The sequence below is a fragment of the Micromonospora sp. WMMA1947 genome, assembly GCF_027497355.1.
Lineage (GTDB): Bacteria > Actinomycetota > Actinomycetes > Mycobacteriales > Micromonosporaceae > Micromonospora.
Genome location: NZ_CP114909.1, coordinates 3,729,048 through 3,745,137, shown reverse-complemented (window position 1 = coordinate 3,745,137; position 16,090 = coordinate 3,729,048). Strand labels below are relative to the sequence as shown.

Annotated in this window: 15 protein-coding genes; 10 read left to right on the top strand and 5 right to left on the bottom strand. The window is 75.4% G+C overall.

Features of this window, described 5'->3' with window-relative positions:
• Positions 1–56 precede the first annotated feature (56 nt).
• Genes O7604_RS18015 through crtI form a run of 6 tightly spaced genes read left to right on the top strand, consistent with a single transcriptional unit; the run spans position 57 to position 5,305 of the window.
• Positions 57–545, top strand: coding sequence for a YbaK/EbsC family protein (locus tag O7604_RS18015; protein WP_269704877.1), 489 nt, complete (start codon positions 57–59; stop codon positions 543–545).
• On the top strand, positions 542–1,270 hold the full coding sequence (locus tag O7604_RS18010; RefSeq protein ID WP_281577176.1) for a monooxygenase: 729 nt from the start codon (positions 542–544) through the stop codon (positions 1,268–1,270). The genes O7604_RS18015 and O7604_RS18010 overlap by 4 nt, the downstream gene beginning before the upstream one ends.
• Complete coding sequence (locus O7604_RS18005; protein WP_120568805.1) at positions 1,267–1,821, top strand: GNAT family N-acetyltransferase; 555 nt, start codon at positions 1,267–1,269, stop codon at positions 1,819–1,821. The genes O7604_RS18010 and O7604_RS18005 overlap by 4 nt, the downstream gene beginning before the upstream one ends.
• A 56-nt stretch (positions 1,822–1,877) precedes the next feature.
• Positions 1,878–2,681 carry a carotenoid biosynthesis protein gene (locus tag O7604_RS18000; RefSeq protein ID WP_281577175.1) on the top strand — a complete coding sequence of 268 codons (804 nt, stop codon included), beginning with the start codon at positions 1,878–1,880 and terminating at the stop codon, positions 2,679–2,681.
• Positions 2,678–3,805 (top strand): glycosyltransferase family A protein, encoded by a 1,128-nt coding sequence (locus O7604_RS17995; RefSeq protein ID WP_281577174.1) that lies wholly within the window; start codon positions 2,678–2,680, stop codon positions 3,803–3,805. The genes O7604_RS18000 and O7604_RS17995 overlap by 4 nt, the downstream gene beginning before the upstream one ends.
• A gap of 12 nt (positions 3,806–3,817) precedes the next feature.
• On the top strand, positions 3,818–5,305 hold the full coding sequence (gene crtI, locus O7604_RS17990) for a phytoene desaturase family protein (protein WP_281577173.1): 1,488 nt from the start codon (positions 3,818–3,820) through the stop codon (positions 5,303–5,305).
• Between the two features lie 33 nt (positions 5,306–5,338).
• Here the strand turns inward: crtI and O7604_RS17985 are convergent, their stop codons facing one another.
• Positions 5,339–6,028 (bottom strand): CDP-alcohol phosphatidyltransferase family protein, encoded by a 690-nt coding sequence (locus O7604_RS17985; protein ID WP_281577172.1) that lies wholly within the window; start codon positions 6,026–6,028, stop codon positions 5,339–5,341.
• A gap of 44 nt (positions 6,029–6,072) precedes the next feature.
• A complete protein-coding gene (gene metF / locus O7604_RS17980) occupies positions 6,073–6,990 on the bottom strand; it encodes a methylenetetrahydrofolate reductase [NAD(P)H] (protein WP_269704871.1) in 918 nt (305 codons plus the stop codon).
• Positions 6,991–7,218: 228 nt separating this feature from the next.
• Between metF and O7604_RS17975 the strand changes: the two genes are divergently transcribed.
• Positions 7,219–8,640: a helix-turn-helix transcriptional regulator gene (locus O7604_RS17975; RefSeq protein ID WP_281577171.1), complete on the top strand. Its 1,422-nt coding sequence runs from the start codon at positions 7,219–7,221 to the stop codon at positions 8,638–8,640.
• Positions 8,641–8,702: 62 nt separating this feature from the next.
• The gene (locus O7604_RS17970; RefSeq protein ID WP_281577170.1) at positions 8,703–9,785 is read left to right on the top strand and encodes a polyprenyl synthetase family protein; all 1,083 of its coding nucleotides are present in this window, start codon (positions 8,703–8,705) and stop codon (positions 9,783–9,785) included.
• A 147-nt stretch (positions 9,786–9,932) separates the two neighbouring features.
• Here the strand turns inward: O7604_RS17970 and O7604_RS17965 are convergent, their stop codons facing one another.
• Entirely contained in the window at positions 9,933–10,313 is a 381-nt protein-coding gene (locus O7604_RS17965) for an Rv2175c family DNA-binding protein (protein WP_269704868.1), read from the bottom strand.
• 142 nt (positions 10,314–10,455) lie between these two features.
• Here O7604_RS17965 and O7604_RS17960 point away from each other — a divergent pair, with 142 nt between their 5' ends.
• The gene (locus O7604_RS17960) at positions 10,456–12,441 is read left to right on the top strand and encodes a Stk1 family PASTA domain-containing Ser/Thr kinase (RefSeq protein ID WP_281577169.1); all 1,986 of its coding nucleotides are present in this window, start codon (positions 10,456–10,458) and stop codon (positions 12,439–12,441) included.
• A complete protein-coding gene (locus O7604_RS17955; RefSeq protein WP_269704866.1) occupies positions 12,438–13,307 on the top strand; it encodes a deoxyribonuclease IV in 870 nt (289 codons plus the stop codon). The genes O7604_RS17960 and O7604_RS17955 overlap by 4 nt, the downstream gene beginning before the upstream one ends.
• A 132-nt stretch (positions 13,308–13,439) precedes the next feature.
• Here the strand turns inward: O7604_RS17955 and O7604_RS17950 are convergent, their stop codons facing one another.
• Entirely contained in the window at positions 13,440–14,414 is a 975-nt protein-coding gene (locus O7604_RS17950) for a GntG family PLP-dependent aldolase (RefSeq protein WP_281579978.1), read from the bottom strand.
• 220 nt (positions 14,415–14,634) lie between these two features.
• Positions 14,635–16,041 carry a 3-deoxy-7-phosphoheptulonate synthase class II gene (locus tag O7604_RS17945; protein ID WP_269704865.1) on the bottom strand — a complete coding sequence of 469 codons (1,407 nt, stop codon included), beginning with the start codon at positions 16,039–16,041 and terminating at the stop codon, positions 14,635–14,637.
• Between the last annotated feature and the right edge of the window lie 49 nt (positions 16,042–16,090).

Sequence of the window (16,090 nt, the reverse complement as noted above, 5' to 3'; positions counted from 1 at the left end):
GCGGGAGGGTGACGGCCCCCGGCGGGGCCGCGCCGGGGTGGGGGAAGAATGGGGGGATGCAGCCACACCCGAACGTGCAGGCGGTGCAGCGCGCGCTCGACGACGCGGGCGCGCGGAACGGATCGGGCGAGGCCAGCCTCGTCCGACTGCTGCCCGAGGCGGTGCACACCGCGGCCGCGGCGGCCGAGGCGCTCGGCGTCGCCGTCGGTGCCATCGCCAACTCGCTGATCTTCGACGCGGACGACGCGCCGCTGCTGGTGCTCACCTCCGGCGCGCACCGGGTGGACACCGCCGGGCTGGCCGCCACGCTGGGCGTGACCCGGCTGCGCCGGGCCACCCCGGAGTTCGTCAAACGGCACACCGGGCAGGTGATCGGCGGCGTCGCCCCGGTCGGCCACCCCGCGCCACTGCGCACCGTCGTCGACACCGCCCTGGCCGGGTACGACGAGGTGTGGGCGGCCGGTGGCGTACCCCGGGCGGTGTTCCCCACCACGTACGCGGAACTGCTGCGGATCACCGCCGGCGCCCCGGCCGAGGTGGCGTGAACCCCGGACTCGTCACGCTGCACGTGTGGCGTGTGCCCCGGCGGGCCGTACCCGGTGTGCTGACCCGGATGGCCACCCACCCGGCCCGGCTGCGCCGGCTGCCGGGCGTCCGCTTCGCCAAGCTGCTCGGCACCGGAACCGGCACCGGCTTCGGCCCCGGCGACGCCGACCTGACCCGGTGGGCCGCGCTCGTGGTCTGGGACTCCCCCGCCGACGCGGCCAGCTTCGACGCCTCCCCCGTCGCCCGGTCCTGGGCCCGGATCGCGCACGCCACGGTACGGGTGGACCTGCGCCCGCTGACCAGCCGCGGCCGGTGGTCCGGCCGGGAGCCGTTCGGCGCGCCGTCCGGCGGGCGGGTCACCGGGCCGGTGCTGGCGCTGACCCGGGCCCGGTTGCGGGCCCGCCGCGCGGCCACGTTCTGGCGGGCGATCCCGCCGGTCGCCGCCGAGTTGCACGCCGCGCCCGGGCTGCTCGCCCGGTTCGGCGTCGGGGAGGCGCCGCTGGGCTGGCAGGGCACGGTGAGCGTGTGGCGCGACCCGGCGGACCTGGTCGCGTTCGCGTACCGTTCCCCGGAGCACCGCGCCGCGATCACCCGCACCCCCACCGAGGGCTGGTACGCGGAGGAACTGTTCGCGCGGTTCGCGGTGGGCGACGTGGCCGGCGACCGTACGGTGCTCGGCTGGGCCGCCGAGGGCGACCCGGAGACGGCGAGAGGGCACGCATGAGGCTGGTGCGGTGGACACCGGACGACCTGGTCCGGCGGCTGGACGACGTGGTGGCCGTCTACGGCGAGGCGATGGGCTACCGGCCCGACCTGCTGGAGGCCCGCCGCGGCTACATCGCCACCCACGTACGCCGGCCCGGCTTCCGCGCCGTCGCCAGCCTCACCAGCGAGGGGCACCTGGCCGGTTTCGGGTACGGCTACCGGGGCGCCACCGGACAGTGGTGGCACGACCAGGTGCACCGGGCGCTGAACGCGCAGGACCGGCAGCGCTGGCTGGCGCACCCGTTCGAGGTGGTCGAGCTGCACGTCCGCCCGCCCGCGCAGGGGCACGGCCTGGGCGCCCGCCAGTTGCGCGCGCTGCTCGCCGTGGCCGAGGGCGACACCACGCTGCTGTCCACGCCGGAGGCCGACGAGGAGAAGTCCCGAGCCTGGCGGCTGTACCGCCGGTTCGGCTTCGTCGACGTGCTGCGTCACTTCCACTTCCCCGGCGACGAACGGCCGTTCGGCGTGCTCGGCCGGGACCTGCCGCTGCCCCCGCCGGACGCCCCGTGAGCGCGAGGAGTGAGCCGGGTTTGCGAGCCCCGCAGTCGCGAACGAAAAGCGGCACAGTGAGCGGCCGGCTGCCCTGGGCGCTGCTGGCCGTGCTGATCCTCGCCCAGATCTGCTACCCGCTCACCGGCGGCTCCACCCGGGCCGGGCTCACGGTGGCCACCGTGGTGCTCGGCTGGCTGCTCTCGGTCGGCCATGCGCTGCTCACTCGCGGCGCCCGTACCGCCGCCGCGCTGGTCGCCGTCGTCACCGGCGGCGGGTTCGCGGTGGAGGCGATCGGCGTGGCCACCGGGTTCCCGTTCGGCACCTACGACTACTCCGGCGAGCTGGGCCCGAAGCTGGCCGGGGTGCCGCTGATCATCCCGCTCGCCTGGACCTGGATGGCCTGGCCGGCCTGGCTCACCGCGGTCCGGCTGGTCCGCTCCCGGATCGCGCGGATCGCGCTCTCGGCGGTGGGGCTGGCCGCCTGGGACCTGTTCCTCGACCCGCAGATGGTGGCCGAGGGCTACTGGACCTGGCGCGACGCCACCCCGGCGCTGCCCGGGCTAGCGGGCATCCCGGTCAGCAACTACCTGGGCTGGCTGGGCTTCGCGGTGCTGCTCGCCGTCGCGCTGCGCCCGCTCGCCGGGTCGTCCGTGGACCGGGTCGACGGCCGGGACGCCCCGATGTTCGCGCTCTACCTCTGGACGTACGCCTCCAGCGTGCTGGCGCACGCGGTGTTCCTGCGGCTGCCGGCGTCGGCGCTGTGGGGCGCGGCCGGAATGGCGGTGGCGGCGGTACCGCTGGCGGTGACGCTGTGGCGGGCCCGCCAGGACCGGGCCGGAACGCCGCAGCCGGCGCCGCGCGTCGACGCCCCAGCATGATCGCCGTCTTCGCGCTGGCCGTGGCGGTCGCCGCGCTCACCGGCCACACGCTGGTCAACGCGTACGCCTGGCTGCGCCGCCCCGGCACCGGCCCGGCCGAGGTGACCGAACCGGTGGCGGTGCTGCTGCCGCTGCGCGACGAGGCCGAGCGGGTCACCCCGTGCCTGCGCGCGCTGCTGGCCCAGCGCGGCGTGCCGGACCTGCGGATCGTGGTGCTCGACGACGGCTCGACCGACGGCACCGCCGACGTGGTCCGCGCGGTGGCCGGTGACGATCCCCGCCTCACGCTGCTCACCGGCGTCACCCCGCCGCCGGGCTGGCTGGGCAAGCCGCACGCCTGCTGGCAGCTCGCCACCCGTACCGCCCCGGAACCGGCGGTGCTGGCCTTCGTCGACGCGGACGTGGTGCTCACCCCGTACGCGGTGGCGGCGGCGGTGACCGAGTTGCGCGCGGCGGACGCGGCGCTGCTGTCGCCGTACCCCCGGATCGTGGTGCGGACGGCGGCCGACCGGCTGGTGCAGCCGCTGTTGCAGTGGTTGTGGCTGACGTTCCTGCCGCTGCGCGCGATGGAGCGCTCGCGACGGCCGTCGCTGGCCGCGGCGGGCGGGCAGTTCCTGGTCGTGGACCGGGCCGGCTACCTGCGGGCCGGCGGGCACGCGGCGGTGGCCGACAAGGTGCTGGAGGACATCGAGCTGGCCCGGGCGGTGAAACGGGCCGGCGGGCGGATCGCGCTCGCCGACGGCTCCCGGCTGGCGTCCTGCCGGATGTACGACACCTGGCCGCAGCTGCGCGACGGCTACACCAAGTCGCTGTGGGCCACGTTCGGGCACCCTGCCGCGGCGGCGGCCGTGCTGGCACTGCTGGCCGCGCTCTACGTCGCGCCGCCGCTGCTGACCCTCGGGGCGCTGCTCGCCGGCGCGCCGGCGGTGGCCGCCGTGGCGTTCCTGGCCTACCTGGCCGGGGTCGCCGGGCGGGTGGTCAGCGCCCGCGCCACCGGCGGGCGGGCGTGGCCCGACGCGCTCGCACACCCCGTATCGGTCGTGGTCCTCGGTTGGCTGACCGTCCGGTCGTACCATCTGCGGAAGCGACACCGGCTCACCTGGCGGGGTCGCCCGGTCACCTAGGAGGGGCACGCCATGGCGCGCATCGTGGTCATCGGCGCCGGGGTGGGCGGGCTCGCCACCGCCGCCCGGCTCGCGGTCACCGGGCACGAGGTCACCGTCCTCGAACGGGCCGGCACGGTCGGGGGCAAGCTCGGCCGGTACGCCCACCACACTCCGGAGGGGGTGTGGCACTTCGACACCGGGCCGAGCCTGTTCACGCTGCCGCAGGTCTTCCACGACCTGTTCGAGGCGACCGGCGCGAAGCTCGACGAATACCTCGACCTGGTCCCGCTGGACCCGATCGTGCGGCACGTCTTCCCCGGCGGCGGGCAGGCGCTCGACTCCTGCGCCGACCCGGACGAGTTCGCCACCCGGATCGGCGCCGCATTCGGCGACCGGTCCGCCGCCGACTGGCGCGGGCTGTGGCGGCGCGCCGGCCGGGTGTGGGCGGCCTCGCACCGGGACATCCTGCGCCGTACCGTCGACTCGCCGCGCGACCTGGCCGCGCTGGCCTGGCGGCTGGGTGACCTCGCCGCCATCGGCCCCGGCCGCAGCCTGCGCGGGCTGGGCCGCCGTCACCTGTCCGACCCGCGGATGCGGATGCTGCTGGACCGGTACGCCACGTACACCGGCGCCGACCCGCGCCGCGCCCCGGCCGCGCTCGTCGCCGTCCCCTACGCCGAACTGGCGTACGGCGGCTGGTACCTGCGCGGCGGGCTGGGCACGCTCGCCGACGCGCTGCTGTCGCGCTGCCTGGACCTCGGCGTGGTGGTACGCACCGACGCCACTGTCACCCGGATCGACGCCGCGGGCGGGCGGGTGCACGGGGTACGCGTGGCGGGGATGGCCGCGCCGGTTCCGGCCGACGTGGTGGTGGCGAACGTGGACGCGCTCACCGTCTACCGGAACCTGCTGCCCGACCCGCGCCGGCTGGCCGCGCTCACCGACCGCAGCCTGGCCGGGTTCGTGCTGCTGCTGGGCGTACGCGGCGACTCCGGGCTGGCCCACCACACCGTCTTCTTCCCCCGCGACTACGACGCCGAGTTCGACGCCGTGTTCGGCGACCCGGGTCGCGGGGTGCGGGCCCGCCCGGCGCCCGACCCGACCGTGTTCGTCACCGCGGCCGACGACCCGGCGGTCCGCCCCGACGGCCACGAGGCGTGGTTCGTGCTCGTCAACGCGCCCCGCCACGGCACCGCCGCGAGCGCGGTGGACTGGCGGCGGCCCGGCCTGGCCGAGGCGTACGCGGACCGGATCCTCGACGTGCTGGCCGAGCGCGGCGCCGACGTACGGGACCGGCTGGTGTTCCGGGAGATCCGTACCCCGGCCGACCTGGACGCGGCCACCGGCGCGCCGGGCGGGGCGATCTACGGCACCGCGGGCGGGCTGCTGCGCCCGGCCAACCGGGGGCCGGTGGCCGGGCTCTGGCTGGTCGGCGGCTCCAGCCACCCGGGGGGCGGGCTGCCCATGGTGACGTTGTCCGCGGAGATCGTCGCGGAGGCGGTCGGCCCGGCTTGGTGAGGTGTCGCCGACCGCCGCACGGGCGCGCGGCGGTCAGCCGGCGTCGACCAGGGCGCGGCGGACGGCGGAGAGCAACTGCCCCAGGCCGAACCCGGCGAGCAGCACCCAGACCGTGGTGGCCATGGTGATGGTGCCGGCGGTCAGGTCGGCGTCGATCAGCCCGGTGAGCCCGGCGACCAGCAGCCCGACCAGCGCCACGCAGACCCGGGTCGGCCGCTCCCCCACCGTCACCGCGCCGATCTCCCGCATCCCGGCCGAGACCGCGCGCGCCCGCACGTACTCGTGCAGCCAGGACAGGCCGCCGGCCGCCGCGACCAGCGCGCCCGGCGCGCCGAGCAGCCAGAACGCGATCAGCCAGGCCACCTCGCCGAGCCGGTCGGCGACCGAGTCGTACACGTAGCCCAGCCGGGTGGTGCGGCCGGTGGCCACCGCCACCGCGCCGTCGACGCTGTCGGCCACCGCGGCCAGCAGCACGAACAACGCGCCCAGGAACGGCCCGTTGCCGGGCCGCTCCACGAACAGGGGTACGCAGAAGCAGAGCAGCACCCCGAACACGGTCACCGGGGTGGGGCCGACGCGCAGCCGGCCCAGCACGTAGCCCACGTGGTAGGCGAAGCGCAGCCAGGCGCGTACCACCGGCGCGGCGGTACGCGGATCGAAGCCGCCGTGCAGCCGTGCCCACGCGGTCGCGTACTGGTCCCAGTTCAGCTGTGTGCCCACCACGGATCAACCGTAGAAGCACGGCGCGGGTGTCGTGTGGCGGGTGGTCACACCCGTGCGGCGGCGCGCAGCCGCTGCCACACCTCCCGGGTGGCCGTGGACCGGTTGAGCGTGATGAAGTGGATCCCCGGCACACCCTCGTCGAGCAGCTTCTCGCACATCTCGCTCGCCTGCTCGACGCCGAGGCGGCGGACCGCCTCCGGGTCGTCGGCCACCTGCTCGAACCGCTGCGCGAGCGCCGGCGGGAACGGCGCGCCGGACAGCTGCACCGACCGTTCGATGGTGCCGATCTGGGTCACCGGCATCACCCCGGCCAGGATCGGCGTGTCGCAGCCGGCCGCGGCCACCCGGTCGCGCAGGCGCAGGTAGTCGTCGGCGTCGAAGAACATCTGGGTGATCGCGAACTCCGCGCCGGCCCGGCACTTGCGGACGAAGTGCGCGGTGTCGCTGGTCACGTCCGGCGAGCGCGGGTGCTTGTACGGGAAGGCGGCCACCCCGACGCTGAAGTCGCCGCTGTCGCGGACCAGCCGGACCAGGTCCTCGGCGTACCGGACGCCCTCGGGGTGGGCGATCCACTCGCCGCCCGGGTCGCCCGGCGGGTCACCCCGCACGGCGAGCACGTTGCGCACCCCGACCGAGGCCAGCCGGCCGATCACGTGCCGCAGCTCGGCCACCGAGTGGTTCACCGCGGTCAGGTGCGCCATCGGCAGCAGCGTCGTCTCGGTGGCGATCCGCTCGGTCACCGCCACCGTGGTGTCGCGGGTCGACCCGCCCGCGCCGTAGGTGATCGAGACGAACGAGGGACGCAGCGACTCCAGCTCGCGGATGGCCTGCCAGAGCAGCTTCTCCCCGGCCGGGGTCTTCGGCGGGAAGAACTCGAAGGAGAAGGTGGGCCGGCCGTCACGGATCAGCTCCCCGATGGCCGGCTGGGGATTGGGAAGGACCGAGGGAAGACCGAGCGCCACGGACCGACTGTAACCGGGACGGCACTGCGCATCGGGAATCTTCCCAGCCCGCGAACACCTGTCCCGGCGCGACGTCGTACCCCGGGGGTAGAAAGACGGCAGCGCGGTGGGCGGCCGACGGCCGTTCCGGGGGCCCGCGCGGGGGTCGCCACGACGGCGACGCACCGGCGCCACCACCTGGCCGGGCGTCCGCGTCGCCATCAGCGTCGTCGCCCCCGGAGGTTCCCGATGATCCCGTCCCCGCCGCCCGGCCCGCGCCTGCTCGGGCCGCTGCTGGCCGAGTTGCGGGCCGCCCGTGGCTGGAGTCAGCAGCGGATGGCCGCCGAGCTGTGCGCCGCCTCCGGTGTGCCCACGTTGACCCGCAACGAGGTGTCCCGCTGGGAGCGCCAGCTGCGTCTTCCCGGCGACTTCTGGTCCGCCTGGCTGGCGACGGTCCTGGGGGTGCCGGGCGAACTGCTCGCCGAGGCCACCGCCCGCAGCCGCCGGCTCGGCGTGGCGCCCGCGGTGGTCGACCCGGCCGGCTCCCGCGCCCGGCTGGCCCTGCTCACGCTCGCGTACCGCTGGGCGGCCGACCCGGCCGGGCGCACACTGGCCGGCCCGTTCGCCGCCGCACCGCCGCCGCTGCCCGGCCGTCCCACATGGGGGGACGAGCACGGGCGGGCCGGCCGGCGTACGCCGGTCGCGGACGAGCCCGGACCGGACGCCGAGCCCGCCGGCGGCGGGTCCGGTAGTGGTCGCCCGGCGGACGGGGTGACGCTCGCCACGCTACGACGCTGGGACGACCTGCTCGGCGGCGGCGACCTCGCCGGGTGCGGCGCCCGCCGGCTGCGGCGGGTGGTGCGCGGCTACCGTCGCGCCGGGCCCGCCGGCCGGCGGGCGATGCTGCCCGCGCTCGCCGAGTCGGCGCAGCTCGCCGGCTGGCTGGCCGCCGACGCGGGCGACCTCGGCGGGGGCCTGGTCGCGTACCGGCTGGCGCTGCGGGCGGCGGTGGCCGCCGGGCAGCCGTCGCTGGCCGGGCACGTGCTCGCGTCGGCCAGTCACCTGCTGGCCGACGCCGGCGACCCGGCCGGCGCGCTGGTCCTGGCCCGGATCGGGTACGCCGCCGGCCGCGCCACCGCCTCACCCGGCCTGCGGGCGCTGCTGCTGCACCGGGTCGCGCTCGCCGCCGCGCTCGCCGGGCGTCCCCGCGTCGCCGGGCAGGCGCTGGCCGGCGCGGATCGGGCCGGCACGCCGGAGCCCGGCCGGGAGCCGCCCTGGCTCTACTGGCTCGACGCGGCCGAGCTGGCGGCGATGACCGGGCGCACGCTCGTCGCGCTGGGCCGTCCGGCCGCCGCCGTGCCGCTGCTCACGCCGGTGGTGGGCGCGCGCGGCCACCCGCGCCGCTCGGCCGTGTACGGCGGCTGGCTGGCCCGCGGCCACCTGCGCCTGGGCGCGGTGCCCGAGGCGTGCGCGGTGGCCGGCGAGGCGCTGCTCGACGCGGTCCGGTCCGGTTCACCCCGGGCCGTCGGCCAGCTCACCACGTTCCGCCGCGGCCTGGCGCACGCGCCGCCCGGTCCGGCCACCCGGGGGTACGCGCGACTGGTCGCCTCGGCCCGCCCGTACCTGCCGTCCGGCGTGCCGCGTCATCCGCGCGGCCGTCCGGGCAGGTGAGCCACGAGGCACGCCGGGCGCCGGGCACGGCGGGAACGGGTGTGAACCGCTAGCGTCGTGGCGTGACCCACGCTGCTCCCGTATCCCCCGTCGACCGTGCCGGCCTGCGCCAGCGGATCGACAAGGCGCTCACCGAGTTCCTCGCCGGCCAGCGCGGCTGGCTGACCGCCGTCGACGACGGCCTGCTGCCCGTCGCCGAGGCGATCGAGGCGTTCGTGCTGGGCGGCGGCAAGCGGCTGCGCCCGGCGTTCGGCTACTGGGGTTACCGGGGTGCCGGCGGGGTCGACTCCGACCAGGTCGTCGCCACCCTGGCCGCGCTGGAGTTCGTGCAGGCCAGCGCACTGATCCACGACGACCTGATGGACCGGTCGGACACCCGGCGCGGCGAGCCGGCGATGCACAGGCGGTTCGCCGCCCGGCACCGCGCGGCCGGCTGGGGCGGCGACGCGGACTCCTTCGGCGACGCCGCGGCGATCCTGCTGGGCGACCTGTGCCTGGTCTGGTCCGACGAGCTGCTGCACTCCTCCGGCCTGCCGCCGGCCACGGTGGCCCGGGCCCGGCCGGTCTTCGACGAGATGCGCACCGAGGTGACCGTCGGGCAGTACCTGGACGTGCTGACCCAGGCCACCGGGGACACCTCGCTGGACCGGGCCGCCAAGGTGGCCCGGTACAAGTCGGCGAAGTACACGGTCGAGCGCCCGCTGCTGCTGGGCGCCGCGCTGGCCGGGGCGCCCCCGGAGGTGCACGCCGCGTACTCGGCGTACGGGCTGCCGCTGGGTGAGGCGTTCCAGCTCCGCGACGACGTGCTGGGGGTGTTCGGCGACCCGGAGCGCACCGGCAAGCCGGCCGGTGACGACCTGCGCGAGGGCAAGCGGACGTACCTGGTGGCGGCGGCCCTGGAGACGCTCGACCCGGCCGGCCGGGAGGCGCTGCTGGCCGGGCTCGGCGTACCGGACCTGGACGCGGCCGGGGTGGACCGGCTGCGCGAGCTGATCACCACGAGCGGCGCGCTGGATCGGGCCGAGCGGCACATCAGCGAGCTCACCGAGAGCGCCCTGGCCGCGCTCACCGCCGTCGACCTGGACACCGAGGCCCGTCAGGCCCTGGTCGACCTGGCCATCGCCGCCACCCGCCGCCCCGCCTGACCACCCTCCCGCCCAACCCACCGCACGCCCGCCCCTTCAGCGGTCGATCATGAAGTTGGCGGCACTTTCGGAGATCGACTTCGCCGCCAACTTCATGATCGACGGGAGCGGGAGCGGGAGCGGGAGCGGGGCGGGGCGGGAGCGGGGTCAGAAGGCTACGGCCTGGGCTCGGCGTTTTACCTCTCGGGCCAGGTCGCCGCCGAGGGCTACGGCGGGGGTGCCGGGAAGCGACGGGTCCTCCCGGTAGAGCCAGCGCAGCGCCTCTTCGTCGTCGTATCCGGCGTCGGAGAGCAGGTTGAGCACGCCGGGCAGGTGCTTGAGCACGGTGCGGTTGGCCACCAGGTCGGCCGGGATCCGGCGCACGCCGTCGCGGCGCACCGCGATCAGTTCGCGGTCGCGGATCATCTGATGCACCTTGCTGATCGACAGGTCCAGGCGCTCGGCCACGTCGGGCAGCGTCAGCCAGCCGGCCGGGTCGGCCGGTCCGGCCAGGTCGGGGCCGGTCTCGGCGGGTACGGAATCGGTCACCCGACCACCCTGCCACGTGCCCGCCGCACCCGGTGCACGGCACCCCGCACCGCCGCCGGGAGCGCGGCGGTCCCCCCGTGTCGCAACCCGGCGGTAGCATCCTGTTCTACCTTCATCCTTCCGACACATAGACTGCCTGCCGATGGACACACAGGTCGCCGACACGTTGCTGGGCTCGCTGATCGAGGGGCGCTACCGCATTCGCGGTCGCGTCGCCCGTGGCGGCATGGCGACCGTGTACACCGCCACCGACGAGCGCCTGGAGCGCACCGTGGCGGTCAAGATCATTCACCCGACCCAGGCGCCGCAGGCCCAGGCCCGGATGGCCGGCTTCGTCGAGCGCTTCACCGACGAGGCGAAGACGATCGCCCGGCTCACCCACCCGAACGTGGTGGCGGTGTACGACCAGGGCATCCACGCCGGCCTGCCGTACCTGGTGATGGAGTACGTCCGTGGCCGCACGCTGCGCGACGTGCTCGCCGAGCGCCGCCGGCTGAACCCGGACGAGGCGCTCGCGATCACCGAGCAGATGCTCGCCGCGCTGGCCGCCGCGCACCGGGCCGGCCTGGTGCACCGCGACGTCAAGCCGGAGAACGTGCTCGTCGCCGAGGTGCCCACCGGCGGCAGTCGCAACCTGGTCGACAGCGTGGTCAAGGTGGCCGACTTCGGGCTGGCCCGTGCCGTCGAGGCGAGCGCCGAGGACGAGAACGGCAACCAGCTCATGGCGACCGTGGCGTACGTCGCGCCGGAGCTGGTCACCCAGGGCCACGCGGATCCGCGCACCGACGTCTACTCCGCCGGCATCGTGCTGTTCGAGATGCTCACCGGCCGGGTGCCGTACGACGGCGACCGCCCGGTGGAGGTCGCGTGGCAGCACGTCGACCGGGACGTACCGGCGCCGTCGACGCTGGTGCCGACGCTGCCGCCGGCCCTCGACGCGCTCGTCGCCCGGGCCACCCGGCGGGATCCGGCCGGTCGGCCCGCCGACGCCGCGGCGCTGCTGAGCGAGGTGCAGGCCGCCCGCGAGCAGCTGGGCGACCCGCACGCGCACACCACGGTGCTGCCGCAGCTCAGCGACGACACGGCGATCCTGAGCCAGCCGACCCAGATGGTGGCCGCGGTCCGGCCGGTCGAGCGCCCGTCGTGGGCCCGGCTGCCCGAGGGTGGCGCCGCGCCTCGCCCGCACCGGCGCCGCGCCGTCGAGGAGGACGACCCGGGGACCGGGTTCGCCGCCCTGCGTACCCGGATCATGGGCTCGCCGCGCGGGCGGCTGGCCGTCGCCGCGGCGGTCGTGGTGCTCGGCCTGGTCGCCGCGGTGGGTGGCTGGTGGTTCGGCGTGGGCCGCTACACGGTCGCGCCGCAGATGGTGAGCCTGACCAAGGCCGACGCGGAGGCGCAGGCCCAGCGCGGCGGCTTCACGCTGCGGTACACCGCCCCGCGCCACGACGAGCAGGCCCCCAAGGACACCGTGCTCGTGCAGGATCCCGGCTCGGCCGCGCGGATCGTCAAGGGCGGCACGATCACGCTGACCCTGTCGCTCGGCCCGGAGCGGCTGCCGGTGCCGGACGTGGTCGGCAAGGACTACGCGCTGGCCCAGGCCGAGCTGGAGGGCGCCAACCTGGTCGTGGCCAAGGGCTCCTCCCGGTACGACGACGCGCTGCCGGCGGGTGTGGTGCTGGCCACGGACCCGAAGGTGGGCACTGTGGTCAAGCCCGGCGCGAAGGTGACGGTGATCCTCAGCAAGGGTCGCGCGCCGGTGACGGTGCCCAACCTGGTCGGCAAGAGCCTCGCCGAAGCGCGCACCATCCTCGCGCAGCTCGGGCTGAAGCCGGTGGAGACCGTCAAGGAGTCCGACAAGCCGAAGGACGAGATCCTCGGCCAGAGCCCGGCCGACGGCGCCGGCGTGGAGAAGGGCACCCAGGTCAAGCTGGAGATCAGCAAGGGTCCGCCGCAGGTGGCCGTGCCCCGCGTGATCGACATGCCCTGCCAGCAGGCCAAGCAGACGCTGGAGAGCCAGGGCTTCCCGGTCAACGTCCAGCTCAACCCGAACGGCATCGTCCGGATCCAGAACCCGGCCGAGAACACGCCGGTGCCGCCGGGTACGACGATCACGGTGACGTGCCTGTGAGCGGGTGTGACGGGCGCCGGCGGGTGGGGTCGCACACCCCCACCTCCGGCGGCCTGGCCCGGGCGGCCCTGCCGTACGCGGACGCGGCCGAGTCCGAGGTGGTGCAGGTCTACGTCTCGAACTCGCGCGGCTGGGCGTTGCCGCCCGGCGACCGGGCGCAGGACACGCTGTTCCGCGACGGGTGCGGTGAGCGCGGCCTGCCCGTCTTCATCCACGCGTCGCTGCTGGTCAACCTCGGCTCCCCCACCCCGGCAACAGTCACCCGGTCGGCCGAGACGCTGGCGCACGCACTGCGGCGGGGCCGGGCGATCGGCGCCGAGGGCGTGGTCTTCCACGCCGGCAGCTCGGTCGACGCCGGTCACGCCGAGGCGGCCCTGCGGCAGGTCCGCGAGGCACTGCTTCCGCTGCTCGACGAGGTCGCTGCCACCGGTGGGCCGATGCTGCTGGTCGAGCCGAGTGCCGGGGGCGGCCGGTCACTGGCGTCCCGGGTCGAGCACCTCGGCCCCTACCTGGACGCGGTCGACCGGCACCCGATGCTCGGGGTCTGCTTCGACACCTGCCACGCCTGGGCGGCCGGTCACGACCTGGCCGCCGAGGGTGGCATGACCGCCACCCTCGACACGCTCGTCGCCACCGTGGGCGCGGACCGGCTGCGGCTGGTGCACGCGAACGACTCGAAGGACCTGTGCGGCTCCACCCGGGACCGGCACGAGAACATCGGCAAGGGCACCATCGGCGAGCCGGCGTTCGCCGAGCTGATGCGCCACCCGGCGACCGCCGGTGTGCCCGTGCTGGTGGAGACCCCCACGGAGAAGCACATCGGCCACGCCGCCGACATCGCCGCCCTGAAGCGTCTCCACCCCTGACAGTTCCCCTCCCCCCTCCCTCTCCCCCCGCGAGACCGCGGTGATCAAGGAGTTCGTGTCCCGCTACGGCGCGGAATCGGACACAAACTCCTTGATCAACGAGGCGGGGGTGGAGCGCCCAGGGGCGGAAGGTCAGGCGCGCAGCGCGGCGTTCAGGATGGTGGCGGCGCGGTCGACCTGCGCGTCGGTGACGTCCAGGTGGGTGACCAGCCGGGCGGTACGCGGGCCGAGCACCGAGATCAGCAACCCCTCGGCCCGCGCGGCCGCCGCCAGCGCGTGCGCGTCCAGCGGGTGCTTGGTCAGGTCGATCGGCACGATGTTGGTGCGCACCACAGACGCGAGCACCCCGTGCGGGGCGACCGCCTCGGCCAGCCGGGCCGCCTTGGCGTGGTCGTCGGCGAGCCGCTCGACGTGGTGCGCCAGCGCGTACCGGCCGGCGGCGGCGAGGATGCCGACCTGCCGCATGCCGCCGCCCATCCGCTTGCGCAGGAACCGCGCCCGGGCGATCTTCTCGGCGCTGCCCACCACCAGCGAGCCGACCGGCGCGCCGAGGCCCTTGGAGAGGCACACCGACAGCGTGTCGAACAGCACGCCGTACTCGGCCAGCGGCACCCCGTCGGCGACGTGCGCGTGCCAGATCCGCGCGCCGTCACAGTGCAGGGCCACCCCGTGCTCGTCGGCGACCGCACGCATCCGGCGCAGCGTCGGCAGCGGGATCACCCCGCCGCCGCCCCGGTTGTGGGTCTGCTCCACCGCGATCGCCCGCGTGGGCACCGCGAAGTAGCCGTCCGGCCGGATCATCCCGGCGACCACGTCGGGGTCCAGCTCCGCGCCCACCGCCGGCCAGGTCCGCGAGGAGATTCCGCCGTACGCGGCGGCGGCACCGAGCTCGTACGTGACCACGTGCGCGTCGGCGTCGCAGAGCAACTCGTCACCGGGCGGCACGTGCAGCTGGAGCGCGATCTGGTTGGCCATCGAGCCGCTCGGGGCGAACAGCGCCGCCTCGTGGCCGAACAGCGCGGCCACCTCGGTCTCCAGCGCGGTGACCGTCGGGTCCTCGCCGTAGACGTCGTCGCCCACCTCGGCGGCGGCCATCGCCTCCCGCATCCCCGGCGTCGGCCGGGTCACGGTGTCCGTCCGCAGATCGATGACCTCACCCACTGTGCCTCCTCCGGCTGCCGACTGCGGGGCTCGCAAGCTCACTCCTCGCGTCAGCCACTGTGCCTCCTCCGGCTGCCGACTGCGGGGCTCGCAAGCTCACTCTTCGCGTCAGCCACTGTGATTCTTCCGGCCGCCGACTGCGGGGCTCGCAAGCTCACTCCTCGCGTCAGCCACGGAGCATCTCCGCCACCAGGAACGCCAACTCCAGCGACTGCTGGGTGTTCAGCCGGGGGTCGCAGGCGGTCTCGTACCGGTCGGGCAGGTCCAGGTCCTCGATGCCCTGGGCGCCGCCCAGGCACTCGGTGACGTCCTCGCCGGTCAGCTCGACGTGCAGGCCGCCCGGGTGGGTGTCCAGGCCCCGGTGCACCTCGAAGTAGCCGAGCACCTCGTCGACGATCCGGTCGAAGTGCCGGGTCTTGTAGCCGTTCGAGGACTCGTGCGTGTTGCCGTGCATCGGGTCGCACTGCCAGACGACCTTCGCGCCGGCGGCGGTGACCTTCGCGACGATCGGCGGCAGCGCGTCGCGTACGCGGTGGTTGCCCATCCGGCTGATCAGCGTGAGCCGGCCGGGGACGTTGTCCGGGTTGAGCTTCTCGCAGAGCTCGATCGCCTCGTCCGGGGTGGTCGTCGGGCCGAGCTTGACCCCGATCGGGTTGGCGATGCGGGAGATGAAGTCGATGTGCGCGCCGTCGATCTGCCGGGTCCGCTCACCGATCCAGAGGAAGTGCCCGGACAGGCCGTACGCCTTGCCGTTGGAGATCCGGGTCAGCGCCCGGTCGTACTCCAGCGCCAGCGCCTCGTGCGAGCAGTGCAGCGTGACGGTGCGCAGCGCCTCGTCGTCGGTCATCCCGCAGGCCCGGATGAAGGCCAGCGCCCGGTCGATCTCGCGGGCGATCGCGTCGTAGCGCTCGCCGGCCGGGGACTGCCGGACGAAGTCCTTGTTCCAGTCGTGCACGGCGTGCAGGTCGGCCAGCCCGCCGGCCAGGTACGCCCGGAGCATGTTCATCGCGGCGGCCGAGTTGGCGTACGCCCGGATCATGCGCTGCGGGTCGGCGACCCGCGCCTCCGGCGTGGCCTCCAGGGAATTGATCATGTCGCCGCGGTAGGCGGGCAGGCCCCGGGCGTCGGTCGGCAGGGACCGGGGCTTGGTGTACTGGCCGGCGACCCGGGCGACCTTGACCACGGGCAGCGACGCGCCGTAGGTGAGCACGATGGCCATCTGGAGCAGCGTGCGGGCGTTGGCGAGCAGGTGGCTCTCGGTGTTGTCGGCGAAGGTCTCCGCGCAGTCACCGCCCTGGAGCAGGAACGCCTTGCCCTCGCAGACCAGCGCCAGCCGCTGCCGCAACTGGTCGACCTCGTAGGGCGCGACCACCGAGGGCACCGTGTCCAGCACCCGGCACACCTCGGCGACCTGGGCCGGGTCGTCCCACGGCGGGGTCTGGGCGCGCGGCAGCTCCCGCCAACGGTCGAGGCCGAGGGCCGCGTCCTCGGCGGAGTCGGCGGTCGGGCGGCTGGTCTGCAGACCAGGGCTGCCCACGGCGGGGTGACTCAGCTGATGCCACTCATGGCGCATGAAGGAAAGCGTACGGCGACCGTCTCGATCACTCGCCGCCGAGGGGGAT

Coding starts and splice junctions, on each gene's coding strand:
- O7604_RS18015 (WP_269704877.1), top strand. CDS start 57: ATGCAGCCACACCCGAACGTGCAGGCGGTGCAGCGCGCGCTCGACGAC.
- O7604_RS18005 (WP_120568805.1), top strand. CDS start 1,267: ATGAGGCTGGTGCGGTGGACACCGGACGACCTGGTCCGGCGGCTGGAC.
- O7604_RS17995 (WP_281577174.1), top strand. CDS start 2,678: ATGATCGCCGTCTTCGCGCTGGCCGTGGCGGTCGCCGCGCTCACCGGC.
- crtI (WP_281577173.1), top strand. CDS start 3,818: ATGGCGCGCATCGTGGTCATCGGCGCCGGGGTGGGCGGGCTCGCCACC.
- O7604_RS17975 (WP_281577171.1), top strand. CDS start 7,219: ATGATCCCGTCCCCGCCGCCCGGCCCGCGCCTGCTCGGGCCGCTGCTG.
- O7604_RS17960 (WP_281577169.1), top strand. CDS start 10,456: ATGGACACACAGGTCGCCGACACGTTGCTGGGCTCGCTGATCGAGGGG.
- O7604_RS17950 (WP_281579978.1), bottom strand. CDS start 14,414: ATGCGGGAGGCGATGGCCGCCGCCGAGGTGGGCGACGACGTCTACGGC.
- O7604_RS17945 (WP_269704865.1), bottom strand. CDS start 16,041: ATGCGCCATGAGTGGCATCAGCTGAGTCACCCCGCCGTGGGCAGCCCT.